Annotated in this window: 25 protein-coding genes and 1 pseudogene; 19 read left to right on the forward strand and 7 right to left on the reverse strand. The window is 66.8% G+C overall.

Annotation, left to right across the window (positions count from 1 at the left end):
• Positions 1-83 precede the first annotated feature (83 nt).
• Entirely contained in the window at positions 84-1613 is a 1530-nt protein-coding gene (gene amaB, locus NA10_RS01130) for an L-piperidine-6-carboxylate dehydrogenase (protein WP_067562132.1), read from the reverse strand.
• A 58-nt stretch (positions 1614-1671) separates the two neighbouring features.
• On the opposite strand from amaB, the gene NA10_RS01135 reads away from it, so the two are divergent.
• The 5 genes from NA10_RS01135 (at position 1672) to NA10_RS01155 (ending at position 6772) form a co-directional block, all read left to right on the forward strand.
• A complete protein-coding gene (locus tag NA10_RS01135) occupies positions 1672-2124 on the forward strand; it encodes an Lrp/AsnC family transcriptional regulator (RefSeq protein WP_067562135.1) in 453 nt (150 codons plus the stop codon).
• A gap of 64 nt (positions 2125-2188) precedes the next feature.
• The gene (gene lat, locus NA10_RS01140; RefSeq protein ID WP_084514197.1) at positions 2189-3529 is read left to right on the forward strand and encodes an L-lysine 6-transaminase; all 1341 of its coding nucleotides are present in this window, start codon (positions 2189-2191) and stop codon (positions 3527-3529) included.
• A gap of 298 nt (positions 3530-3827) precedes the next feature.
• A complete protein-coding gene (locus tag NA10_RS01145) occupies positions 3828-5468 on the forward strand; it encodes an acyl-CoA carboxylase subunit beta (RefSeq protein ID WP_067562139.1) in 1641 nt (546 codons plus the stop codon).
• Between the two features lie 227 nt (positions 5469-5695).
• Positions 5696-6007, forward strand: a complete 312-nt coding sequence (locus NA10_RS01150; RefSeq protein ID WP_067562356.1) for an acyl-CoA carboxylase subunit epsilon — start codon at positions 5696-5698, stop codon at positions 6005-6007.
• Between the two features lie 87 nt (positions 6008-6094).
• Complete coding sequence (locus NA10_RS01155) at positions 6095-6772, forward strand: Maf family protein (protein WP_067562142.1); 678 nt, start codon at positions 6095-6097, stop codon at positions 6770-6772.
• Here NA10_RS01155 and NA10_RS01160 read toward each other — a convergent pair.
• Positions 6698-7474, reverse strand: coding sequence for a helix-turn-helix transcriptional regulator (locus tag NA10_RS01160; protein ID WP_067562144.1), 777 nt, complete (start codon positions 7472-7474; stop codon positions 6698-6700). The two genes, NA10_RS01155 and NA10_RS01160, sit on opposite strands and share 75 nt — an antisense overlap.
• A 166-nt stretch (positions 7475-7640) precedes the next feature.
• Between NA10_RS01160 and NA10_RS01165 the strand changes: the two genes are divergently transcribed.
• From NA10_RS01165 to NA10_RS01185, 5 genes are all read left to right on the forward strand, one after another.
• A complete protein-coding gene (locus tag NA10_RS01165; protein WP_067562359.1) occupies positions 7641-8540 on the forward strand; it encodes a sulfurtransferase in 900 nt (299 codons plus the stop codon).
• 108 nt (positions 8541-8648) lie between these two features.
• Positions 8649-10442: an acetyl-CoA carboxylase biotin carboxylase subunit gene (locus tag NA10_RS01170; protein ID WP_067562147.1), complete on the forward strand. Its 1794-nt coding sequence runs from the start codon at positions 8649-8651 to the stop codon at positions 10440-10442.
• Positions 10443-10663: 221 nt separating this feature from the next.
• Positions 10664-11059 (forward strand): DUF1707 SHOCT-like domain-containing protein, encoded by a 396-nt coding sequence (locus NA10_RS01175; protein ID WP_067562150.1) that lies wholly within the window; start codon positions 10664-10666, stop codon positions 11057-11059.
• On the forward strand, positions 11059-11406 hold the full coding sequence (locus NA10_RS01180; RefSeq protein WP_067562155.1) for a hypothetical protein: 348 nt from the start codon (positions 11059-11061) through the stop codon (positions 11404-11406). The genes NA10_RS01175 and NA10_RS01180 overlap by 1 nt, the downstream gene beginning before the upstream one ends.
• Before the next feature lie 452 nt (positions 11407-11858).
• The gene (locus NA10_RS01185) at positions 11859-12659 is read left to right on the forward strand and encodes a biotin--[acetyl-CoA-carboxylase] ligase (RefSeq protein WP_067562158.1); all 801 of its coding nucleotides are present in this window, start codon (positions 11859-11861) and stop codon (positions 12657-12659) included.
• Between the two features lies 1 nt (position 12660).
• Here the strand turns inward: NA10_RS01185 and NA10_RS36335 are convergent, their stop codons facing one another.
• Together NA10_RS36335 and NA10_RS01190 are read right to left on the reverse strand one after the other, a co-directional pair.
• On the reverse strand, positions 12661-12837 hold the full coding sequence (locus tag NA10_RS36335; protein WP_157555924.1) for a hypothetical protein: 177 nt from the start codon (positions 12835-12837) through the stop codon (positions 12661-12663).
• A 50-nt stretch (positions 12838-12887) separates the two neighbouring features.
• Positions 12888-13841: an acyl-ACP desaturase gene (locus NA10_RS01190; RefSeq protein WP_067562362.1), complete on the reverse strand. Its 954-nt coding sequence runs from the start codon at positions 13839-13841 to the stop codon at positions 12888-12890.
• Between the two features lie 175 nt (positions 13842-14016).
• Here NA10_RS01190 and NA10_RS01195 point away from each other — a divergent pair, with 175 nt between their 5' ends.
• From NA10_RS01195 to NA10_RS01210, 4 genes and pseudogenes are all read left to right on the forward strand, one after another.
• The gene (locus tag NA10_RS01195) at positions 14017-14559 is read left to right on the forward strand and encodes a PH domain-containing protein (protein WP_067562161.1); all 543 of its coding nucleotides are present in this window, start codon (positions 14017-14019) and stop codon (positions 14557-14559) included.
• Between the two features lie 9 nt (positions 14560-14568).
• Positions 14569-15246: a response regulator transcription factor gene (locus NA10_RS01200; protein ID WP_067562164.1), complete on the forward strand. Its 678-nt coding sequence runs from the start codon at positions 14569-14571 to the stop codon at positions 15244-15246.
• An 86-nt stretch (positions 15247-15332) separates the two neighbouring features.
• Positions 15333-16652 (forward strand): sensor histidine kinase, encoded by a 1320-nt coding sequence (locus tag NA10_RS01205; RefSeq protein ID WP_067562167.1) that lies wholly within the window; start codon positions 15333-15335, stop codon positions 16650-16652.
• A 254-nt stretch (positions 16653-16906) separates the two neighbouring features.
• Positions 16907-17173: pseudogene (locus NA10_RS01210) on the forward strand (sensor histidine kinase); the annotation flags it as partial.
• Between the two features lie 47 nt (positions 17174-17220).
• On the opposite strand, the gene NA10_RS01215 reads toward NA10_RS01210, so the two are convergent.
• Positions 17221-17763, reverse strand: a complete 543-nt coding sequence (locus NA10_RS01215; RefSeq protein ID WP_067562172.1) for a GtrA family protein — start codon at positions 17761-17763, stop codon at positions 17221-17223.
• A gap of 81 nt (positions 17764-17844) precedes the next feature.
• Between NA10_RS01215 and NA10_RS01220 the strand changes: the two genes are divergently transcribed.
• From NA10_RS01220 to NA10_RS01235, 4 genes are all read left to right on the forward strand, one after another.
• The gene (locus NA10_RS01220; protein WP_373862321.1) at positions 17845-19050 is read left to right on the forward strand and encodes a 5-(carboxyamino)imidazole ribonucleotide synthase; all 1206 of its coding nucleotides are present in this window, start codon (positions 17845-17847) and stop codon (positions 19048-19050) included.
• Positions 19043-19546, forward strand: a complete 504-nt coding sequence (gene purE / locus NA10_RS01225; protein ID WP_067562179.1) for a 5-(carboxyamino)imidazole ribonucleotide mutase — start codon at positions 19043-19045, stop codon at positions 19544-19546. Before NA10_RS01220 ends, purE begins: the two co-directional genes overlap by 8 nt.
• A 35-nt stretch (positions 19547-19581) precedes the next feature.
• The gene (locus NA10_RS01230; RefSeq protein WP_067562182.1) at positions 19582-20247 is read left to right on the forward strand and encodes a TetR family transcriptional regulator; all 666 of its coding nucleotides are present in this window, start codon (positions 19582-19584) and stop codon (positions 20245-20247) included.
• A 173-nt stretch (positions 20248-20420) separates the two neighbouring features.
• Entirely contained in the window at positions 20421-21578 is a 1158-nt protein-coding gene (locus tag NA10_RS01235; RefSeq protein WP_067562365.1) for an acyl-CoA dehydrogenase, read from the forward strand.
• Positions 21579-21641: 63 nt separating this feature from the next.
• On the opposite strand, the gene NA10_RS01240 is transcribed toward NA10_RS01235, so the two are convergent.
• Positions 21642-21824, reverse strand: coding sequence for a hypothetical protein (locus NA10_RS01240; RefSeq protein ID WP_067562185.1), 183 nt, complete (start codon positions 21822-21824; stop codon positions 21642-21644).
• A gap of 265 nt (positions 21825-22089) precedes the next feature.
• On the opposite strand from NA10_RS01240, the gene NA10_RS01245 reads away from it, so the two are divergent.
• The gene (locus NA10_RS01245; protein ID WP_067562187.1) at positions 22090-22419 is read left to right on the forward strand and encodes a hypothetical protein; all 330 of its coding nucleotides are present in this window, start codon (positions 22090-22092) and stop codon (positions 22417-22419) included.
• On the opposite strand, the gene NA10_RS01250 is transcribed toward NA10_RS01245, so the two are convergent.
• A complete protein-coding gene (locus tag NA10_RS01250) occupies positions 22416-22706 on the reverse strand; it encodes a GNAT family N-acetyltransferase (RefSeq protein WP_067562190.1) in 291 nt (96 codons plus the stop codon). The two genes, NA10_RS01245 and NA10_RS01250, sit on opposite strands and share 4 nt — an antisense overlap.
• Positions 22707-22708: the final 2 nt, after the last annotated feature.

Genomic DNA, 22708 nt, shown 5'->3' on the forward strand with positions numbered 1-22708 from the left:
GGGTGGGTGCGCGCACGGCGTGGCCGAATGGCGGACGCGGTAGGCGCCGCGCCGCAGCCGACTCCGATCTCGGGTTCTCGCTGCTATTCGAACCGAATGCCCTGTGCCAGTGGCAGTTCGGTGGAGTAGTTGACCGTGTTGGTGGCGCGGCGCATGTACGCCTTCCACGAGTCCGAACCGGATTCGCGGCCGCCTCCGGTCTGCTTCTCGCCGCCGAAAGCGCCGCCGATCTCCGCGCCCGAGGTGCCGATATTCACGTTGGCGATACCGCAGTCCGAGCCGTCGGCGGCCAGGAATCGCTCCGCATCGCGCTGGTTCCGCGTGAAGATCGCCGACGAAAGCCCCTGCGGCACACCGTTGTGCAGTTCGATCGCGGCATCGAGATCGTGATAGGTGAGCACGTAGAGGATGGGCGCGAAGGTCTCCTCGCGCACCACCGCCGTCTGGGCGGGCATCCGCACGATCGCGGGGCGGACGTAGAACGCGTCGTCGCCGAAACCCTCGACTCGCTCACCACCGCAGATCAATTCGCCACCGTCGGCCTGGGCGCGGGCCAGCGCCTCCTGCATGGCGGTATAGGACCGGCCGTTGATCAGCGGCCCGACCAGCACCCCGTCCGCGAGCGGATTGCCCACGCGCAGTTGCCGATACGCCGAGGAGATGCGCTCCACCAGCGGCCCCACCACATCCGCGTGCACGATGAGCCGCCGCAGCGAGGTGCACCGCTGCCCGGCCGTGCCCGCCGCCGCGAAGACGATGCCGCGCGCCGCCAGATCCAGATCCGCCGACGGCGTCACCACCGCAGCGTTATTGCCGCCGAGTTCGAGCAGGCAGCGCCCGAACCGCTCGGCCACGCGCGGGGCCACGATCTGCCCCATCCGCACCGATCCGGTGGCGCTCACCAGCGCCACCCGCGAATCGCCGACCAACTGCGCGCCGACCTCGCCGCCGCCCTGGATCAACTGGTGCACTTCGGGATTCGCGCCCACCTCGACCGCCGCCCGCTGCACCAGCGAATGACACGCCAGCGCCGTCAACGGCGTCATATCGGAGGGCTTCCACACCACGGTGTCCCCGCACACCAGCGCCAGCGCGGTATTCCACGCCCACACCGCCACCGGGAAGTTGAACGCCGAGATCACCCCGACCACCCCGAGCGGATGCCAGGTCTCCATCAGTCGATGCCCGGGGCGTTCGGAAGGCATGGTGCGCCCGTACAACTGCCGCGAGAGCCCGAGGGCGAACTCGCAGATATCGATCATCTCCTGGACTTCACCGCGGGCCTCGGCCCCGATCTTCCCGGCCTCCAAGGTGACCAGTTCGCCCAGTTCGTCCTGATGCTCGACCAGCAACTGGGCCAAACGCCGCACCACGGCGGCCCGCTGCGGCGCGGGAACGGTGCGCCAATCCCGGAAGGCGGCGGCCGCGCGCTCGACGGCGGCGTCCACCTCCGCCGCCGAACTCGGCCGCAGGGTCAGCAGTTCGCCGCCGGTGATCGGCGTGCGCGCCGAGAGTTCGCCCGGTTCGGGGGTTTTCGCCCCGAGAGCGCGCAGCAGCCCCTCGGTGCGCGCCCGTAGTTCGCGGGTCGAATCTTCGGTCTGGATGGGGTTCATCGGCAGCTCCAGTATGGGTTCCGGCCACGAGTTCGGTTCGCTGAGTTAGCCTTCGCTGATGGCGGATACACCGGCGAAACCACAACTCGACGACATCGATCGATTGCTGATCCGTGAGCTGATTGCCGATGGTCGCGCCACCCTCTCCAATCTTGCCGAGAAGGCGAACCTTTCGGTGTCAGCGGTGCAGTCGCGTGTCCGGCGGCTGGAGGCGCGCGGCGTGATCCGCGGCTATACGGCGAACGTCGATCCGGAGGCGCTGGGGCAGATGCTGTCGGCATTTGTCGCCATCACTCCTCTCGACCCGTCGCAGCCCGATGACGCACCCGCACTGCTGCAGCACATTCCGGGCATCGAGGCCTGCCATTCGGTGGCCGGCGACGAGAGCTACATGCTGCTCGTGCGCGTGGCCTCGCCGCGGCATCTGGAGCAGCTGCTGCAGGAGATTCGCGCCACGGCCAACGTCCGGACGCGAAGCACCATCATTCTGCAGACATTCTATGACAAATAGGCCTCTCTCGTAATTACTTCGAAACTTACGGACAAAACCGTAAAGATTCCCTTACGCTGGGGGAGTGACCCTCGAATTCGATCGGCTCGGGGCGGTTGCCGAAACGACACTGGTCACCCCCGCCCGGGTGCATGAGATCCTGTCCGCGAACATCCTCGCCGATGGTTTCGATCTAGTCCTGGACCTGCGCAGATCGCGCGGCCGCAGGCTGGTCGACGCCCGCGACGACACCGCATACCTGGATATGTTCGGCTTCTTCGCCTCCTCGGCGCTGGGCATGAACCATTCCGCGCTCGTCGGTGACCGTCGCTTCCTGTCCAACCTCACCGCAGCGGCCCTGAACAAGCCCAGCAACTCCGACGTCTACACCGTCGAAATGGCAAGGTTCGTCGACACTTTCGCGCGCGTCCTCGGCGATCCCCGGCTACCGCACCTGTTCTTCATCGACGGTGGCGGACTCGCGGTCGAGAACGCGCTCAAAGCGGCCTTCGACTGGAAGTCGCGGCACAATGAAATGCACGGGCGCGCACCGGAACTCGGCACCAAGGTGCTGCATCTGACCGGCGCCTTCCACGGCCGCACCGGATACACGCTCTCGCTCACCAACACCGATCCGGTGAAAACCGCCCGCTTCCCGAAATTCGACTGGCCGCGCATCGACACCCCGTACCTCGGTGACGAGCATCCCGATATCGAGGCCGCCGAACGGCGCGCCCTCGACCAAGCTGCCCGCGCCTTCGCCGAAAACCCGCACGACATAGCGTGTTTCATTGCCGAACCGATTCAGGGCGAGGGCGGCGACCGGCATCTGCGACCGGAATTCCTTCGGGCCGTGCAGGAGCTGTGCCACGCCAACGACGCGCTGTTCATCCTCGACGAGGTGCAGACCGGCGTCGGCATGACCGGCACCATGTGGGCCTATCAACAGCTCGGCCTGGAACCCGATGTGGTCGCCTTCGGCAAGAAGACCCAGGTATGCGGAATCATGGCGGGCGGGCGCGTCGACGAGGTGCCGGACAATGTGTTCCGCGTCAGCTCCCGGCTCAATTCCACCTGGGGCGGCAACCTCGCCGATATGGTGCGCTCGCGCCGCATCCTCGAGGTGATCGAACAGGACGGGCTCGAGGAGCGGGCGCGCGAACTCGGCGAGCACCTGTTGCGCCGTTTGACCGAATTGTCCGAAAGACACGCGGAGGTCACCGAACCACGCGGTCGTGGACTCATGTGCGCCATCACCCTGGCGACGGCGCAATTGCGCGATGACGCGGTCACCAGGCTCCGTGAACGGGAGCACGTGCTCATCCTCGGCACCGGGGCGCGCGGCATCCGCTTCCGCCCCCCGCTGACGGTCACCGTCGCCGAACTCGACGAGGCCGTCGACGCCCTGGACCGCGTATTGGGTTGAGTACGAAGGCGTCTGGGCGCGGCCGGAAGTCGCGCCCGGATCGTCGGCGGTGTCGGGCCCACCTTTCCTGCCCGTCATTCCGGCGCGTTTTCGGCCGGGGTCCATTCTTTCCGCTGTGCATCCCGGCCGAATGCATGCCGGGATGACGAATGGATTCCGCGCCGGGATCCGGGCGGGTTCGGTGGCGAAATCTATGCTTTGACCTGCGAATCTCTACTGGCGGCCAGTCAATAACCGTACTCACGAGTAGCCCCCGCGGTATTACCAGGGGGCACTGGTACTGGTTACACTCCCGGGCATGACGAGTGTCCAGCAGCAGCCTTCGCCGGGGTCGGCGGGCGCCCCAGATATCCACACGACCGCCGGTAAGCTGGCCGACCTGCGTAACAGGCTGGAAGAGGCACAGCACCCGATGGGTGAGGCCGCGGTCGACAAGGTCCACGCCAAGGGCAAGATGACCGCGCGCGAGCGCATCCTCGCCCTGCTGGACGAGGGCTCGTTCGTGGAGCTGGACGCACTCGCCCGGCACCGCAGCGTGAATTTCGGCCTGGAGAACCAGCGTCCGCTCGGCGACGGCGTGGTGACCGGTTACGGCACCATCGACGGCCGTGACGTCTGCATCTTCTCCCAGGACGTCACCGTCTTCGGCGGCTCGCTCGGTGAGGTCTACGGCGAGAAGATCGTCAAGGTCATGGATCTGGCCCTCAAGACCGGCCGTCCGCTGATCGGCATCAACGAGGGCGCGGGCGCGCGCATCCAGGAAGGCGTTGTCTCCCTGGGCCTTTACGGCGAGATCTTCCACCGCAATATCCAGGCCTCCGGCGTGATCCCGCAGATCTCGCTCATCATGGGACCGGCCGCGGGCGGCCACGTCTACTCACCCGCCCTGACCGACTTCGTCGTCATGGTCGATCAGACCTCGCAGATGTTCGTCACCGGCCCGGACGTGATCAAGACCGTCACCGGTGAAGAGGTCACCATGGAGGAGCTGGGCGGCGCCCACACCCACATGGTGAAGTCCGGTGTCGCGCACTACGTCGCCTCCGGCGAGCAGGACGCCCTGGACTACGTCAAGGACCTGCTGGGCTACCTGCCGAGCAACAACCGCGCCGAGGCCCCGCGCTTCCCGGCCACCGATCCGATTGACGGCGCCATCGAGGACAACCTCACCGAGGACGACCTCGCGCTGGACACCATCATCCCGGATTCGCCGAACCAGCCGTACGACATGCACGAGGTCATCAAGTCCCTGGTGGACGACGACGAATTCCTCGAGGTCCAGGCCGAGCGCGCGATGAACATCATCGTCGGCTTCGCCCGCATCGACGGCCGCAGCGTCGGTTTCGTGGCGAACCAGCCCTCCCAGTTCGCGGGCTGCCTGGATATCGACGCCTCGGAGAAGGCCGCGCGCTTCGTGCGCACCTGCGATGCCTTCAATGTCCCGATCATCACCCTGGTCGATGTTCCGGGCTTCCTGCCCGGCACCGGCCAGGAGTACAACGGCATCATCCGCCGCGGCGCGAAGCTGCTCTACGCCTACGGTGAGGCTACTGTGGGCAAGATCACAATTATCACCCGTAAGGCCTACGGCGGCGCCTACGACGTCATGGGTTCCAAGCATATGGGCGCCGATGTGAACCTGGCGTGGCCGACCGCTCAGATCGCCGTCATGGGCGCCTCGGGCGCGGTCGGATTCGTCTACCGCAAGCAGCTCAAGGATGCCGCCGCCGAGGGCGCCGATGTCGACGCGCTGCGCCTGGAACTGCAGAACGAGTACGAGGACACCCTGGTCAACCCGTACGTGGCCGCCGAGCGCGGGTACGTCGACGCGGTCATCCCGCCCTCGCACACCCGCGGTCAGATCGTGTCGGCGCTGCGGCTGCTCGAGCGCAAGATGGTGACCCTGCCGCCGAAGAAGCACGGCAACATTCCGCTCTGATCGAACGATGAACGCTGCGTGGGGCGCACACTGAGGTTGGGACTCCGGTACCAGTTGTGTCGTAGTTCGCATACCGCGCAAGAACGCCCCATCCGAGCAAAGATGGTAGGAACGGGCCCTCGAAGCCGGGGGCCGCAGATTACCGTTTGCGGTTTCGATCCCATATTCCGCGAACAGCCGCGCCACCGGTGCGGCAATTGGACAGGAGGACTGGCGCTGTGACGACCATGGCTGACGAAGAAGTACTGCGCGCCGCCGAACTGGATCTGGCCGTCGAGGAATTGACGGAAGCGGTCGAACCGGCTGTAGCCGAGACTGAACCGTCGAGTACGGGTCCGCTCATCCAGGTTGTGAAGGGCAATCCCAGCGACGCCGAGCTGGCCGCCCTGGTCGCGGTTTTCGCCGCCGCCGCGAGCGCCGTGGGCGCTCCCGCCGACAATGGCCCGGCCGATATGTGGGGCCGTCCGACCCTGCTGCACCGCGGCTCCGCGCCGTTCTCCCCGTACGCCTTCCCGGCCCTGTCGCACCTGCGCGACTGATCCGGTCCGGCCTACGGCACCAGCTACCCGGCGTACGTCAGTACCCGGAGTAGCCGGTCACGTGCGGGGGCGGTAGCTTCAGCGGCTGTGACCACCTTCGTGCTGGCATCCCAGTCCCCGGCCCGGCTCGGCGTACTCCGCAATGCGGGCGTCGAACCGGTGGTTCGGGTATCCAATGTGGACGAGGACGCGGTGGCCGCCGCCCTCCCGGCGGGCACCACCCCCGAGAACGTCGTGATCGAACTGGCCCGCGCCAAGGCGCGCGATATCGCGGTCGCCATTGCCGATCAGGGCCGCGCGCTGGCCGAGGCGGGCCGCGCACTCCCCGGTGAATTCACCGATTCCGTTGTGGTGGGCTGTGATTCGATGCTGCTCGTGGGCGGGCAGTTGCAGGGCAAACCACTCACCCCCGAGGTGGCGCGGGCGCGCTGGGCCGAAATGGCCGGGCGCAGTGCCGATCTGCTCACCGGGCACAGTGTGCTGCGCCTGCGGGACGGCGAAATCCTGTCCGAGGCAGCCGATTGCAGCACCACCACCGTGCATTTCGCCAAGCCCGAACCCGAGGAACTGGACGCCTACATCGCCACCGGCGAACCGCTCCAGGTGGCCGGATCCTTCACCCTGGACGGTATGGGCGGCTGGTTCGTCGAGCGCATCGAGGGCGACCCCTCCAGCGTGATCGGTATCGGCCTACCGCTGGTTCGTCGACTGCTTGCCCAGGTGGGCGTCGGGGCTACGCAGCTGTGGAGCGACCCGGCTCATTGAGGGCGCCAGCCGGGGTTCCTCGGTATCGCTGTCCACGCCCGGAATGGCGTCGGTGGTATTGCGCGCCGCCGCGATCAAATCCAGTCGGGCCACACACAATTCGGGCTCCACGAAGGGGTGCAGTCGCACCGTGACGGTGTCGCGCGCCCCATTGTGGTCCAGCACCTCGCGCATGAGCCCCAGGTGCACACCGCAGACCACCTCCGAATGCGTGCGCGCGAGTTCGCGCAGCGGGCACGCGGTGAGTCGGATGAGTGAATGCTCATCGGTCTCCCCGGCCGGATCGCGTTCGGGCGCGAAGCCGAGTTCGGAGGCGACGGTGACCGTGAGATCCCGTGCGTCCTCCAATGTTTCGACCGGTTGGTCCACCGATTCCAATTTGGAACCCCAGACCCGGCCCGCGGCAATGGCGGCATCGGAGCGCCGGCGCGGATCACTGCCGAGCTGATCGGCCAGCACCTGTGCCAATTCCTGATAGCCGACCGATCGCTGTACAGCCGTATAGCCGATGCGCGGGCGACCGCGTCCGCGCGGCGGCTGCTGGAATTGGCGGACCAGTGATTCACGGGTGAGCACATCCAAATGGAAACGCACCGTTGTCACATGTTGACCGGTAACCCGGGCCAGTTCCTGCGCGTCGAGAGGCTCGCTGGCGCCACGTAGGATCGCGAGCAGACGTCGTCGCGGCCAAGAATCGGACATAGCTCACCCCTCCTCTCGAGAGACTTTATCGGATGAAGCTGCGCTTAATTCGCTCAATCATCCGATTCGTGATCTGAAACGAGTTTCGTTACCGCCACTTGCCTACGATCGGTGCTGAGATTCGAACTGCCGATACCCAACCCCACCACGCGTGAAGGACCACACTGTGCCCGTTGCCCCGGATCCGCATCCCTCGTTCGGTTCCTACGCACATCCTCACCGACTAGTAACCACAGAATGGCTGTCGGCAAACATCGGCGCGCCGGGGCTCAAGATCATCGAGTCCAACGAAGACATATTGCTATACGACATCGGCCATGTCCCGGGTGCGATCAAGATCGATTGGCGAAACGAGTTGATCGATACCCGAACTCGCGATGTCGTCGATGGTGATTCCTTCGCCGCGCTCATGCGCGCCAAGGGTATCGGCCGGGACGACACCGTTGTGATCTACGGCGATCGGGCCAATGGCACCGCGGCCGCCGCCCTGTGGGTGTTCGACCTCTTCGGACACGAAGATGTGCGCCTGCTGGACGGCGGCCGGGATGCCTGGATCTCCGAGGCCCGCGACACCACCTTCGAGGTCCCGTACCCCGCGCCGGGCGAATACCCGGTGGTCCCGCGCGATGACAAGACCGCGCGCGCCTTCCGCGCCGATGTCATCGCCCAGCTCGGCGGCCCGCTGATCGACGCCCGTGTCTTCGAGGAGTACACCGGCGAACTCGTCGTGCTGGACCGCCCCGAGGAGCAGGCGCTGCGCTCCGGGCACATCCCGACCGCGGTGAGCATTCCGTGGAGCGCCTCGGTGGCGCCGGATTCCCGATTCCGGCCCCGCGCCGAACTGGATGTCATCTACGGTGGGGTGTGCGCCGGGTCCGCGCCCCTGGTGTACTCCCGCATCGGCCGTTGGTCGGCGCTCACCTGGTTCGTCCTCACCTACCTCGTCGGTGTGGAGGGTGTGCGTAACTACGACGGCTCCTGGACCGAATGGTCAAATGCGGTCGGAGCCCCGATCGTCACCGGCGCAGAGCCGGGCGAGGTGCCCGCCACCCCGCCGCGCTTGTAAAGTTTCGGCCTCCGGACCTACCGATCGGTAGCCCTGGCCCGGTGTAGCAGTTGTTGGCAGACTGCCTACACTGCCCAAGACGAAGTTATCTCCAGCACAGGAGGCTCAGTGCCCAACCATGCCAACGCGCAGATCACGAAGGTCCTCGTAGCCAACCGAGGCGAGATCGCCGTGCGCGTGATCCGGGCTGCCAAGGACGCCGGTATCGCCAGCGTCGCGGTGTACGCCGAGCCGGACGCCGATGCCCCGTTCGTGAAGCTCGCCGATGAGGCCTTCGCCCTCGGCGGTCAGACCTCGGCCGAGTCGTACCTGGTGTTCGACAAGATCCTCGACGCCGCCTCGAAGGCCGGCGCGGACGCGATCCACCCCGGTTACGGATTCCTCTCCGAGAACGCCGATTTCGCGCAGGCCGTGATCGATGCCGGTCTGATCTGGATCGGTCCCTCACCGCAGTCCATCCGCGATCTCGGTGACAAGGTCACCGCCCGCCACATCGCCGAGCGCGCCCAGGCGCCCATGGCCGCGGGCACCAAGGATCCGGTCAAGAACGCCGACGAGGTCGTCGCGTTCGCCAAGGAGTTCGGCGTTCCGGTCGCGATCAAGGCCGCCTTCGGCGGCGGCGGTCGCGGTATGAAGGTCGCCCAGACCATCGAGGAGATTCCCGAGCTCTTCGAATCCGCCACCCGTGAGGCCATTGCCGCCTTCGGTCGCGGTGAATGCTTCGTGGAGCAGTACCTGGACAAGGCCCGCCACGTCGAGGCGCAGGTGATCGCCGACAAGCACGGCAATGTGATCGTGGTCGGCACCCGTGACTGCTCGCTGCAGCGCCGCTTCCAGAAGCTGGTGGAGGAGGCCCCCGCGCCGTTCCTGTCCGATGAGGTGCGCGCCAAGATCCACGAGTCCGCCAAGCGCATCTGCAAGGAAGCGCACTACTACGGCGCCGGCACCGTGGAGTACCTGGTGCAGGGCGAAACCGTCTCGTTCCTCGAGGTCAACACCCGTCTGCAGGTCGAGCACCCGGTCACCGAGGAGACCGCCGGTATCGACCTGGTGCGTCAGCAGTTCCGCATCGCCGAAGGCCATGAGCTGGAGTTGAAGTCGGATCCGACCCCGCGCGGGCACTCGTTCGAATTCCGCATAAACGGTGAGGATGCCGGTCGCGGCTTCATGCCGGCTCCAGGCCCGGTCGTGGTGTACAAGGAGCCTTCGGGCCCCGGTGTGCGCGTGGACTCCGGTGTGGTCGCGGGCTCGGTCATCGGCGGCCAGTTCGACTCCATGCTGGCCAAGCTGATCGTCACCGGCGAGAACCGCGAGCAGGCGCTGCAGCGCGCCGCCCGCGCCCTGGCCGAGTACCAGATCGAGGGCCTGGCGACGGTGCTGCCGTTCCACCGGCACATTGTCGAGAACCCGGCGTTCGTGGGTGACGGCACCAAGTTCGACGTCTACACCAAGTGGATCGAGAACGACTGGACCAACACCATCGAGCCGTACACCGGTGGCGTGCCGATCGAAGACGACGAAGAGGCTCCGCGCCAGAAGGTGGTCGTCGAGGTCGGCGGCCGTCGCCTCGAGGTCTCGCTGCCCGGCCAGTTCTCGGTCGGCGCCGCGCCCGCCACCAATGGCGCGGGTGTGGTCCGCAAGAAGCCGAAGCCGCGCAAGCGCGGTGGCGCGGCCGGTGCCGGCGCCTCCGGTGATTCGGTCACCGCTCCCATGCAGGGCACCGTCGTCAAGGTCGCGGTCGAAGAGGGCCAGACCGTCGAGGTCGGCGATCTGGTCGTGGTGCTCGAGGCCATGAAGATGGAGAACCCGGTCACCGCGCACAAGGCCGGTGTCATCACGGGTCTGTCGGTCGAGGCCGGCGCCGCCATCACCCAGGGCACCGTGCTCGCCGAGATCAAGTGATCTCCCGCCGGATTCGCTAGTCCGGCAACAGCTTTCCCGTGCTGGGCCGCTCACGACCGTGAGCGGCCCAGCACGTATTCCCGGGGGTGCGCCGCGCCGCCGAGGACTGCGGCGCACGCCACTCCACCTGCCCGGTCCGGGGTTTGGGGGCCACGCCCCCGAATCTCTCTCTCACCCGCTGCGCAGGCGCGAGGCTCGACCGGGCGCGATAAGGTCGGTGTATGGCTGAACCACCGGACATTCGCATCGGCACCGCGGAGCGGGAAGAGGCCATGAAACGGCTTTCGGACAATTTCGCCGCGGGGCGGTTGAGCGTGGCCGAATTCGACGAGCGCAGTGGGATTGTCGCGGCGGCGATGACGCGCGGGGATCTGACACCGGTGTTCGCGGATCTGCCCGCGCTGGTGAGTGATAAGCCCGCACCAGTGAAGGCATCGCGTTTCGGACAGCATCTGCCCGAGCGGATCATGCCGGTGGTGCCGATCCTGTGCGTGATCTTCTTCCTGATCACCCATCAGTGGTGGGTGTTCCTGTTGATTCCGCTCGCGGGCGCGGTGTTGTTCGGCGGTCGTGATCAGCAGCGGCGCGGACGCCGCGATCGCAGGCGGGAGCGCTGATGGAACCCATGGAGATCAATGCGGGCGGATGGTATCTGCGGGCCATGCGCGCGGATGAGCGCATCGACGACCGCCCGGCGCTGGCCGACGGCGGCATCACCGATCCGGAGTATGTGGCCCGCCGCAACGCCGAATGGGCCGACGAGACCCGCTATTCGTGGGCGGTATGCGTTCCCACCACCGCCGAGATGGTCGCCGAGATCGGCGTGATCCCGGCGCCGGACGGCACCGCTGCCATCACCGGCTGGGTGCGCGAGGGCTATCAGGAGGCGCTGGACGACGGTCTGGAAGCGGTGCGCCGCTTCACCTCCGGATTCCTCGGCCTGCGCCCGCTCGACGTCGCCTGACACCGCTTCCGGACCGTCGGCCGCATCCGGTCCGGAAGATTCATTCGGCGCTGAACCCTCAGCTCAGCGCCTTGCTCCGGCCTCGTTCCGGGCAAAAATCGTTGGTGCCCAGCCCCTTTCCGCGAGACCCTGGACAGGCATCCGAAGCCGACGAAGGGGAGCGGTTATGTGGAGCTGGAGCACCCATCAGGCAGAACGAGCGGCGGCCTCGGCGGTGACGAGTTGGACCGTCACCGAACCGGAGCCGACCATCGCCGAGCGCGAATTCACCGGCGAGACCCGGGGAATCGAGGATGGCGCACCCGGCGGTCGCGCCATCGCACCCGAGTTGCGCGCGGAGGATGAGCGACTCGTGGTCGCGGCCGACCTGATGCCCGGTCCCGAATCCGTCGCCGCGCTGCCGCCGGTCGGCGGTGCGTGGCTGGGTCCGGGCCGTGGAGTAGCCTGCGGGCATGGACAGGCCAGCCTTGGATCTCGATCGGCTGCGGAGCACTCTCGCCGCATCGCCGCGGGGATCGTTCTTCACCGGGATCGATGTGGTGACCTCGACGGGGTCGACGAATGCGGACCTGGTTGCGCGTGCGGCCGATCCGGGCATCGATCGGCTGGTGCTGATCGCCGAGGAGCAGGAGCGCGGTCGCGGTCGGCACGAGCGCTCCTGGGTGAGCCCGTCGCGCGCGCAGATCGCCATGTCGGTGCTGGTGCGGGCGCGCGGTATCGATCCGGCGGTCTTGGGCTGGCTGCCCCTGCTGACCGGGGTGGCGGTGGTGGACGCGGTCCGCGCTTCTACCGGCCTGCAGGCAATCCTGAAGTGGCCCAACGATATTCTGGTGAACGGTCGTAAACTCTCCGGCATTCTGGCCGAACTGGCCGCCGTCGGCCCCGATCCCGCGATCGTGGTCGGCGTCGGCCTGAACGTCACCCTCACCGAGGCGGAACTCCCTGTCCCGCACGCGACTTCACTTCTGCTGGAGGGTGCGGGCGATACCGACCGCACCGATCTGGCGGCGGCCATGCTGAGCGAATTCGCCCGGCGCTTCACCGCCTGGGAGAACGCGGGCTGGGATATCGCCGACCTCGCCGCCGCCTACCGGGATCGCTGCTCCACCATAGGTTCTCAGGTGAAGGCCGAACTCCCTGGCGGCGAGGTGCTCACCGGCATCGCCACCGGCGTGGACGAGAACGGCCGCCTGTTGATCGGTGACCGCTCCGTCTCGGCGGGTGACGTCACCCACCTGCGCGCCGAATACTGAACTACTTCTTCGGCTTTCCCGGTGTGCCATCGGGTTTGCCGCCGTGTGGATGCTGACCGTGCCCGGGCCGATTCGCCTCCGGCGCGGTGTCGTGGGCTCGCCACACCTGGGCCGAGCCGCCGCTGCCGAGTGGTTCGTCCAGGCGATATCGGCCCAGGCAGCCGTCCCACAACTTCACATACCTCCCGTTTCGCCAGGGGTTACCCTGGCGAAACGGGAGGAACCGATTCAGACGGTTTGCAATTCGGCGCGGGCGGCCTCGCGGGCGAGTAACCGGTCGCGCTGTTCCTCGAATTTGAGAGTATCGGCTTCCAATTTCTCGACATAGGCCGCGAGAATCTCCCGCGCCCGCTCGCCGCGTGGACCGAAGTCGTTGCGCTCGAAGATATTCCAGTTCTTGAGCACCGGCTGCACCACCTCTTCGAGGTGCTGGCGCAGATCGTAGATGCCGTGCTTGGCCATGAGCACGCCATTGCGCCGGAAGTTGGGCATGCCCGCGCCGGGCATCACGAAGTTGGTGAGCACCTTGGTGATCGCCTCCATGGCCTGATCGGGCACCAGGTCCAGGCCCGCGCCGCAGAGGGTGCGGTAGAAGATCATGTGCAGGTTCTCGTCGGCGGCGATGCGCTGCAGCATGCGGTCGGCGATGGCGTCATGGCAGACGCGTCCGGTATTGCGGTGCGAGATGCGGGTCGCGAGTTCCTGGAAGGTCACGTACGCGACATTCTCCAGGAAGCCGCCCCAATCATCGGGGGAGTGCGCGCCATTGGTCATGTGGATCATCCGCGCCTGTTCCAGCGCGACCGGATCCACGCCGCGGGTCACCACGAGGTAATCGCGAATGACGATGCCGTGCCGGTTCTCCTCGGCGGTCCACCGCCCGACCCAGGTGCCCCAGGCCCCCTCCTGGGAGAAATTTTCCGCGATCTCCCGGTGGTAGGAGGGCAGATTGTCCTCGGTGAGCAGGTTGGTCACCATGGCGACCTTGGCGACCTCGCTGAGCGAGGACTGCGAAGGATCCCAGTCCTGCCCGCCCAAGGCGGCGAAATTGCGGCCCTGGTCCCACGGCACATAGTCGTGCGGGTGCCAGTCCTTGGCCATCGACAGGTGGCGGTTCAGGTTCTGTTCGGCCACCGGTTCGAGTTCTTGCAGGATCTCCAGCTGGGTCAACTCTCGGGTCACACACGCCTCCTGTGTCATGCGCCGGTTGGCAGAACGGCCGGGATGGTGTTGCGCGGGACAGCTCGACGAAAGGAAATTCTGTGATCGCCGATGCTACGCGGATGCCGCACGATTGTGCTCCAGTCCGCAGGTCGGCGTGAGGCATTCTGACATCTCCGCGCGATAGGGTGCACGCATGGGTTATCCGGAGGAGGCATTGGCACCGGAGGAACGGTTGCTGTTGCATCGTCATCCGCATTGGAAGATGTTGTTCTGGCCCGCTGTGACTTTCATCCTGATCACCGCATTGGCCGGATTCGGTCTGGGCGTCGCCGCGCGCAATACCGAGGGCGGCCTCGCATCGGGTCTGCTGATCGGCATCGGCGTGCTCTGGCTGGTGATCGTGTTGTGGCGCAGCGTGATCCCGTTGATTCGCTGGAAGTCCACGCATTTCATCATCACCGATCGGCGTGTCCTGATCCGGCAGGGTGTACTGACGCACACCGGAATCGACATTCCGATGAACCGCATCTCGAATGTGCAGTTCCGGCATCGGTTGTTCGATCGAATGCTGGGCACCGGCACGCTCATCATCGGGTCGGCGTCGGAGGATCCGTTGGAGTACGACGACATTCCGCATGTGCAGCAGGTGCACGCCATGCTCTACCACCAAGTCTTCGATGTGGTGCAGAACGATCGCGATGGTGGCTACCGCGGTTCCGCGGAGACTTACCCGTAGGCTTGCTCCGTGACCGCTGTACTGCTGGCCGAAGACGACGAGGCCATTGCCGCGCCGCTGTCGCGAGCGCTCGGGCGTGAAGGCTATTCGGTGACCGTGGAGAGCTACGGTCCCGCCGTACTGGAGCGCGCCCTCGAAGGCGGCCATGACCTGCTGATCCTCGATCTCGGACTACCCGGTATGGATGGTCTGGAGGTATGCCGTCAGGTGCGGGCGCGCGGGGCGGATCTCGCGGTGCTGATGCTCACCGCGCGCACCGACGAGGTCGATTTCGTGGTCGGGCTGGACGCGGGCGCGGATGACTACGTGGGCAAGCCCTTCCGGCTCGCCGAACTGCTGGCGCGGGTGCGAGCCCTGTTGCGGCGCAGTGGAATCGGGGACGAAACGGTCGAGGTGGGCGGAATCCGGCTGGAGCCCGCGGCGCGGCGCGTACTGGTGAACGGTATGGAAGTCAATCTCGCCAACAAGGAGTACGAGCTGCTCAAGGTGCTCATCGACCGCGCCGGACAGGTGGTTTCGCGCGAAACCATTCTGCGTGAGGTGTGGGGTGACGCCGATCTGCGCGGTTCGAAAACCCTGGATATGCATATGTCCTGGTTGCGTCGCAAGATCGGTGACGAGGGCCCGGTGGCGGAGCGCCGAATCGTGACGGTGCGCGGCGTAGGCTTCCGCTTCAACACCGACTAGGTCCGTGCGCCGATTTGTCCGTGCTGTCTTGTGTGCCGTATTGGCGCGCCCGAATCGAACGCCGAGCGAAGCGAGGCATATCGACCATGAGACGCAGAATCCTGCTGTCGATGGTGGCTGCTCTCACCCTCACCACACTGGTTCTCGGTGTGCCACTGGCTTTCACGGCCTGGCAGTGGGTGGAGGACATCACCCGCAATGAACTGCGCAACCGCCTGGATCGGATCGCCGTGGAGGTGGTGGCGCAGGAGCGCGATGACGGGCTCGTGCACGGGGAGCTGGATCTGCGCTCGGTGCGGCCGCTGATTCCGGCGGACGGACGGCTCACCATCGTGTATCCGACACCGCAGGACAATGCCTCGCGCGTCGATGTGGGTTCGACCACGGTGGACGATCCGCTGGCGGAATCGCTGGCCATGGGCACCTCGGGCTCGCTGCGGCTGGAAACCCCTGCCGCGCCCATGCATTCGATGCAGCGGCAGGCATTGGGGGCGGTCGCGGTGCTGGTGCTGATCTCGCTCGGCGCGGGGATCGCGGTGGCGGTGGTGACCGCGCGGCGGGTCGCGGATCCGCTGCGCGATGTGGCGGCGCGGGCCGCGCGCCTGGCGATGGGTGATTTCCGCGCGGATTCGCGGCGGCACGGCATTACCGAACTCGATCGCGTATCGGACGTATTGGACTCCGCCACAGTCGAAATCGCGGGGCGACTGCAACGCGAGCACGCCCTGGTCGCCGATGTCTCGCATCAGCTGCGCAGTCGGCTCACCGCGGTCCGGCTGCGCCTGGACGAACTGTCCACCCATGACGATCCCGCCGTGGTGCACGAGGCGGAAGAGGCCATGGCACAGGTGGATCGGCTCACCGACGCCATCGACGAGCTGGTTCGCGCCTCCCGCGACGAGGGCGCGGCCGACCGCGATCCGGTGCCCGTGGTCGCGGAACTCCGTGGCGTGGTGGCGGAATGGCGGCACCCCTTCGCCGAGGCGGGCCGCAAACTGGTCCTGCTCGGCGACCCCACCCTGCGCGCCCGCGTCACCGGTTCCCGCCTGCGCGAGGCCGTCGCCGTACTGGTCGACAACGCCCTCATGCACGGCGGCGGCACCTGCACCGTCTCGGTCCGCACCGTCACCGGCGGCCTGGCCTCCCGGGAACCTCTCGTGGTGGTCGAGGTCGCCGACGAAGGCGATGGCGTCCGCGACGAACTCGCCCCGCACATCTTCGACCGCGGCTTCTCCGCCGCGGGCTCCACCGGCGTCGGCCTCGCCCTGGCCCGAGCCCTCATCGAGGCCGACGGCGGCCGTATGGAACTCCAGCGCCGCCGCCCCGCCCTCTTCGCCGTCTTCCTCGGCTCCTCCGGCGTCCCCGCCCGCCCGACCCCCAACGGTCCCGTCACCGAACCCCGCTAACGCGCCCCGCCCCGTCATCCCGGCGTGCTCTCGGCCGGGATCCACACATCTCTATCGATTCCCTAACCGTTCGCTAGCGGCGGCTGAGTAATCCCTCCATACCTTCGGACGGGGCCACCGCGCTGGCGCGCATCACCGCCAGCGCACCGCAGGCCGTGGTGCTCGACCTGGATATGCCGCTGCTGGACGGTGGCAACGGATTCCGCGGCCGGACAGCGCACCCGCATCATCGGTATCGGGGTGGCGGGCACCGCGCTGCCCGCCTCGATATCACCGCGCGGACCAGCGGCGAGACCGTCACACTGATAGTCGACGACAATGGCTCGGGCATCCCCGCAGCGGAACGTGCGCATGCCTTCGAACGCTTCTACCGCGCCGGCCGGAATCCCGGCCGCGGTATCGGGCTGGCCCTGGTGGCGCAGCAGGCCCGATTGCACGGCGGCACAGCGGCTCTCGGTGCAAGCCCGTCGGGCGGTGCGCGCCTGACCGTCACGCCGGCCTTGCCCGAAACCGGAAAATGACGACGGCCCCGCAACCGAATGGTTGTGGGCCGCTTTATTTCCGAATATCAGCTATGTCCGAGTTGTTCCTCGTTGACGAGGTCCTCGAACTCTTCGGCGAGTTCCTTCATTTCATCCGGGAACACCCACTTGCGCATGGCCCAGAATCGGAATGCCATCTGCAGCAGATTGCCGATGATGAACGCGCTGAAGAAGTCGGCGATGTTCTCGACGGTGAAACTCACGTTCGGCTGGCGCAGATCGAAGACGTAGCTGGAGATGTACAGCGGCAGGCTGGCCAGTAGGACGCCGATACCGCTCACCGCGAAGAACAGCAGCGCTTCGTGATGCTTTTCGCGGCCGCCGCGCTTGTCGAAGGTCCACTCGCGATTGAGGATGTACGAGACGATGACCGCGATGGTGCCCGACAGGATGCGGGCGATCGTCGGCTTGGTGTCCAGGACGGTCCACTTCAGCAGGTAGAAAATGCCGATATCGATGACGAAGGTCGTCGCCCCGACAATGGCGAACTTCAGCAGTTCGGAATGGCGGTCGGCGAGGTCCCGCAGCGGTGTGGGCAGGACGTTTATCACCTTGTCGACAAATGACACCAGGCGAGTCTACGTCTCCTACCGACTCGAAGGGCAACCCGCGGGATCCGGGGGCATCCCGTCATGACAACATTTACGAACGTGAGCGCACGTTCCTTCGATTCCTCCGCGATGCCCACCGTCACCATGATCGGTGGCGGTCAGCTCGCGCGCATGACCCATCAGGCGGCCATTGCGCTGGGGCAGCGGCTGCGCGTGCTGGCCGAGCGCCCCGATGATCCCGCAGCGCAGGTCACACCGGATGTGATCTTCGGCAGTCATCAGGATCTCACCGCGCTGCGCAAGGCCGCGGTCGGTTCGAACGCGGTCACCTTCGATCACGAGGGTGTGCCGACCGAACATCTCGAGGCCCTGATCGCGGAGGGCGTGAATGTGCAGCCGCCGCCGCGCGCGCTGATCTTCGCGCAGGACAAACTCCGCATGCGGCGCAAACTGGCCGAACTCGGTGTGCCGATTCCGGCGTTCACCGAGGTGACCTCGGTCGCCGACGCGGTCGCCTTCGGTGATGCGCAGGGCTGGCCGTTCGTGCTCAAGGCGGTGCGCGGCGGGTATGACGGGCGCGGGGTGTGGATGCCCGCCGATGCCGCCGAGACCGAGCGCCTCGTGACCGATCAACTGGCGCACGGGGTTTCGCTGCTGGCCGAGGCCAAGGTGGAGCTGCGGCGGGAACTCTCGGCTATGGTGGCGCGCTCCCCGTTCGGGCAGGCGGCGGCCTGGCCGGTGGTGGAGACCATTCAGCGGAACGGTCAGTGCGCCGTGGTGATCGCGCCCGCCCCCGACCTGTCCGAGGCCCGTGCCACCGAGGCCGCGGCCCTGGCATTGCGGCTGGCGGCGGAATTGGGCGTCACCGGTGCGATGGCGGTGGAGCTCTTCGAAACGCACTCCGGTGAGCTGCTGGTGAACGAGCTGGCCATGCGCCCGCACAATTCCGGCCACTGGGGGATGGACGGCGCCTGCACCGGCCAGTTCGAACAGCATCTGCGCGCGGTGCTGGACTACCCGCTGGGGTCGACGGCCCCGCTGGCTCCGGTCACCGTGATGGCGAACATCCTCGGTGCGGCGCAGACCCCGGCGATGTCCATGGATGAGCGCCTGCACCACCTGGCCGCTCGCCTCCCCGAGGCGAAGGTGCATCTCTACGCCAAGGGCGAGCGCCCCGACCGCAAGATCGGCCACATCAATATCCTCGGCGACGACGTCGCCATCACCCGCGAAAAGGCGGAGCGCGCGGCCCATTGGATGTCGCACGCGATTTGGACCGACGGATGGGATCCGCATCATGCCTGAGACCGCACAAGTTGGCCTGATCATGGGCAGCGACTCCGACTGGCCCACCATGGTCGCCGCCGCGGAAGCCTTGGCGGAGTTCGGCATTCGCTTCGAGGTGGGCGTGGTCTCCGCCCACCGCACCCCCCAGCGCATGCTCGATTACGCGAAGGAGGCCGCGGGTCGCGGCATCCGTGTCATCATCGCGGGCGCGGGCGGCGCGGCTCACCTCCCCGGCATGGTCGCCTCCGCCACCCCCCTGCCAGTCATCGGCGTCCCCGTCCCGCTCAAACACCTCGACGGCATGGACTCGCTCCTGTCCATAGTCCAAATGCCCGCCGGTGTCCCGGTAGCGACGGTCTCCATCGGCGGAGCCCGCAACGCGGGCCTGCTCGCCGTCCGCATCCTCGCCAGCTCCGACCCCGAACTCCGCTCCCGCATGGAGCAATTCCAATCCGCCCTGGAAAAGATGGTCCTGGAAAAGGACCAGGCTCTGCGAACCCAACTCCTGGGCTGACCGATTCCGTGCGCCCACCCGGCTACGGTGGGCGTGTGGCCCCCGACGATGCGACTGCCCGCCGCCTGACGGTGGTCGATCATGCCCTGCGGCTGTTTGCCGAAAAGGGGTATGAGGCAACGACCGTGGATGAGATCGCGGAGGCGGCGGGGATTTCGCGGCGGACCTTCTTTCGGCAGTTCCGGTCGAAGGAGGATGTGGTTTTCGCGGATCACGAGTCGCAGTTGGCGCAGGCGCGGGCGTTTCTGGATGGGGCGCGGGGAGATCCGTGGGATGCGGTGAACGAGGCCGTGGTGGCGGTGTTCGAGCGGTTCACGCAGTGGCGGGAGTTGGCGGCGCGCAGGTATCGGGTGGTGCGGCAGGTGCCGACGCTGCGGGAGCGGGAGATCGTCACCGTGTTCCGGTACGAGCGGTTGTTCACCGATTTCCTGCGGGCGCGGCTGGGCGGGGAATTCGATTTGGCGCTGGTGCAGTTCACGGCGGCGGTGACGGCTACGCACAACTATCTGCTGCGGCGCATGGTGCGGGGGGAGTCGGCGGCGAGTCCGGCGGATCTGCGGGCCGCGCTGGCGACGATTCCGCGGGGCGGGGCCGGGCGCGAGAGCGCCGCCGCGGATCAGATGGTGGTGGCGGTGTTCCCGCGGGATATGCCGTCGCGGCAGGTCGCTGATCTTCTGGCGCGTCGCCTCGATACGCTGTGATGAGCCCGCAGTGGCGAATGTGACACTGCGTGCCACGCGTTTTTAGGGCAGTATGTCCATGTGGCCGCGATATCGCGGCGTATACTCGGCTTTGAATGGCACTGAGTGCCGAGACGCTGGTGCGGTTGGGCGACCAGCGGCGATCCGACCCGAACGCACAGGAGACGAACCCCATGGCGGGCAACCCCGATTTCGATCTGTTCAAGCTCGAGGACTTCCACGATGAGCTGCGCGCGGCGATTCGCGCCCTGTCGGAGAAGGAGATCGCCCCGTACGCGAAGGATGTGGACGGCAACTCCCGCTTCCCGCAGGAGGCGCTGACCGCCCTCAACGCCGCCGGTTTCAACGCGGTGCACGTGCCCGAGGCGTACGGCGGCCAGGGCGCGGACTCGGTCGCCACCTGCATCGTGATCGAAGAGGTCGCGCGCGTCTGCGGCTCCTCCTCGCTCATCCCCGCGGTCAACAAGCTCGGCACCATGGGCCTGATCCTGCAGGGCTCGGAGGAGCTCAAGCAGCAGGTGCTGCCGACCATCGTGAACGGCGGCATGGCCTCCTACGCGCTGTCCGAGCGGGAGGCCGGTTCCGACGCCGCCTCCATGCGCACCCGCGCCAAGGCCGACGGCGACGGCTGGATCATCAACGGCTCCAAGTGCTGGATCACCAATGGCGGCAAGTCCGATTGGTACACGGTCATGGCCGTGACCGACGCCGACAAGGGCGCCAACGGCATCTCCGCGTTCATGGTGCACAAGGACGACGAGGGCTTTGTGGTCGGCCCGCTGGAGCACAAGCTGGGCATCAAGGGTTCGCCCACCGCCGAGCTGTACTTCGAGAACTGCAAGGTCCCCGGCGATCGCATCATCGGCGAGCCCGGCACCGGTTTCAAGACCGCCCTGCAGACCCTGGACCACACCCGCCCGACCATCGGCGCGCAGGCCGTGGGCCTCGCGCAGGGCGCGCTGGACGCGGCCATCGCGTACACCAAGGACCGCAAGCAGTTCGGCAAGACCATCGCGTCCTTCCAGAACACCGAGTTCATGCTGGCCGATATGGCCATGAAGATCGAGGCCGCCCGCCTCATGGTCTACACCTCGGCCGCCCGCGCCGAGCGTGGCGAGAAGAACCTGGGCTTCATCTCCGCCGCCGCCAAGTGCTTCGCCTCGGATGTGGCCATGGAGGTCACCACCAATGCCGTCCAGCTCTTCGGCGGCGCGGGCTACACCACCGATTTCCCGGTGGAGCGAATGATGCGCGACGCCAAGATCACCCAGATCTACGAGGGCACCAACCAGATCCAGCGCGTGGTCATGTCCCGCCAGATCCTGCGCTGATTCCCCTCTCGCAGGACTGATCGTGAAAGCGGCATCGGGTTGTCCCGGTGCCGCTTTCGTCTGTCAGCCGCAAGCCCAGTCGACGGTGTCAGAGATCAGGTCGAGCTGGACATCGCCGCCGCCGAACTCCTCGGTCTCCAGATAGCACGGGGTGAGATCCTCGGGCGTGTTCTGGACGCAGAAGGTGGTGCCGCCCAGGTGCGATCGCCCTTCCAGCTGAGCGGCCAGGGCCGCCAGTCCTCGCAAAGGTCATACGCCCGCCTCCCGCCCGCCCTTCCCACACCATCGCGAATCGAAGTTGGTCTCCAATTCCTGCCGTGCGGCGCAACCTAACATCGCCGACCGGCAGTCGGGCGGGGTCGTCGATGGCCTCCGGGGCGCGTGTCAGGGTGCGACACCGCCCCCAATTCCCAGGTGTCACAAGGGTTTGGCCTCGAACGTTGTGTGTTGCTCTGGGAAATAAGAGGTTTCAAGGGTGTTCGAAGTGGGAACGCGGGGGCACTATGGAGCCATGGCCGGAGTCGAAATCACCGATACCTTCGTCCGGCGCACACTGGCCGACGGACGGGTGGAAGAAGTCGCGTGGCGAGAGCTGGCGGAGGTGCGAATCATCACCACGGCCGATGGGCCGTTCGCCGAAGACGTGTTCTTCGTGCTGATCGGGGCGACCGGTAAGGGATGCGTGGTGCCGCACTCCGCGGCCGATACCGCGTTCCTGGCGCGGTTGCAGGCGCTGCCGGGCTTCGACAATGAGAAGGTCGTCGAGGCGATGCTGAGCACGGCGGATCGGCAGCTGCTGGTGTGGCGGGCGCAGCGTCCCGATGGCGGGCGCGCGAATTAGCCGACCAGGCTGGCGTATTCGGGATGCTCGCCGATGTACTTCTCCACGTACCAGCAGGTCGGAATGATCGAGAAACCCTGCGCGCGAGCGTCGTTCAACGCGAACTCGACGACCTGCGCGGCCACGCCGCGACCCCGGAACTCGGGGAAGGTGAGGGTGTGCTGGATATCGCGGATCTTGCGGTCGCCGTCGACGCGCTCGGCGTAGTCGGCGTAGCCCGCGAGCGTGTCGTCGAGGTAGATCTCATAGCGGGTGTCCTCGACATTGTGTTCCAGCCGGGTACTCATGG

The sequence above is a fragment of the Nocardia acidivorans NBRC 108247 genome (assembly GCF_001625085.1).
Classification (GTDB): domain Bacteria; phylum Actinomycetota; class Actinomycetes; order Mycobacteriales; family Mycobacteriaceae; genus Nocardia; species Nocardia acidivorans.

Coding starts and splice junctions, on each gene's coding strand:
- NA10_RS01145 (WP_067562139.1), top strand. CDS start 3,828: ATGACGAGTGTCCAGCAGCAGCCTTCGCCGGGGTCGGCGGGCGCCCCA.
- NA10_RS01235 (WP_067562365.1), top strand. CDS start 20,421: ATGGCGGGCAACCCCGATTTCGATCTGTTCAAGCTCGAGGACTTCCAC.
- NA10_RS01175 (WP_067562150.1), top strand. CDS start 10,664: ATGGCTGAACCACCGGACATTCGCATCGGCACCGCGGAGCGGGAAGAG.
- NA10_RS01150 (WP_067562356.1), top strand. CDS start 5,696: ATGGCTGACGAAGAAGTACTGCGCGCCGCCGAACTGGATCTGGCCGTC.
- NA10_RS01250 (WP_067562190.1), bottom strand. CDS start 22,706: ATGAGTACCCGGCTGGAACACAATGTCGAGGACACCCGCTATGAGATC.
- purE (WP_067562179.1), top strand. CDS start 19,043: ATGCCTGAGACCGCACAAGTTGGCCTGATCATGGGCAGCGACTCCGAC.
- NA10_RS01135 (WP_067562135.1), top strand. CDS start 1,672: ATGGCGGATACACCGGCGAAACCACAACTCGACGACATCGATCGATTG.
- amaB (WP_067562132.1), bottom strand. CDS start 1,613: ATGAACCCCATCCAGACCGAAGATTCGACCCGCGAACTACGGGCGCGC.
- NA10_RS01195 (WP_067562161.1), top strand. CDS start 14,017: ATGGGTTATCCGGAGGAGGCATTGGCACCGGAGGAACGGTTGCTGTTG.
- NA10_RS01245 (WP_067562187.1), top strand. CDS start 22,090: ATGGCCGGAGTCGAAATCACCGATACCTTCGTCCGGCGCACACTGGCC.
- NA10_RS01185 (WP_067562158.1), top strand. CDS start 11,859: ATGGACAGGCCAGCCTTGGATCTCGATCGGCTGCGGAGCACTCTCGCC.
- NA10_RS01160 (WP_067562144.1), bottom strand. CDS start 7,474: ATGTCCGATTCTTGGCCGCGACGACGTCTGCTCGCGATCCTACGTGGC.
- NA10_RS01180 (WP_067562155.1), top strand. CDS start 11,059: ATGGAACCCATGGAGATCAATGCGGGCGGATGGTATCTGCGGGCCATG.
- NA10_RS01205 (WP_067562167.1), top strand. CDS start 15,333: ATGAGACGCAGAATCCTGCTGTCGATGGTGGCTGCTCTCACCCTCACC.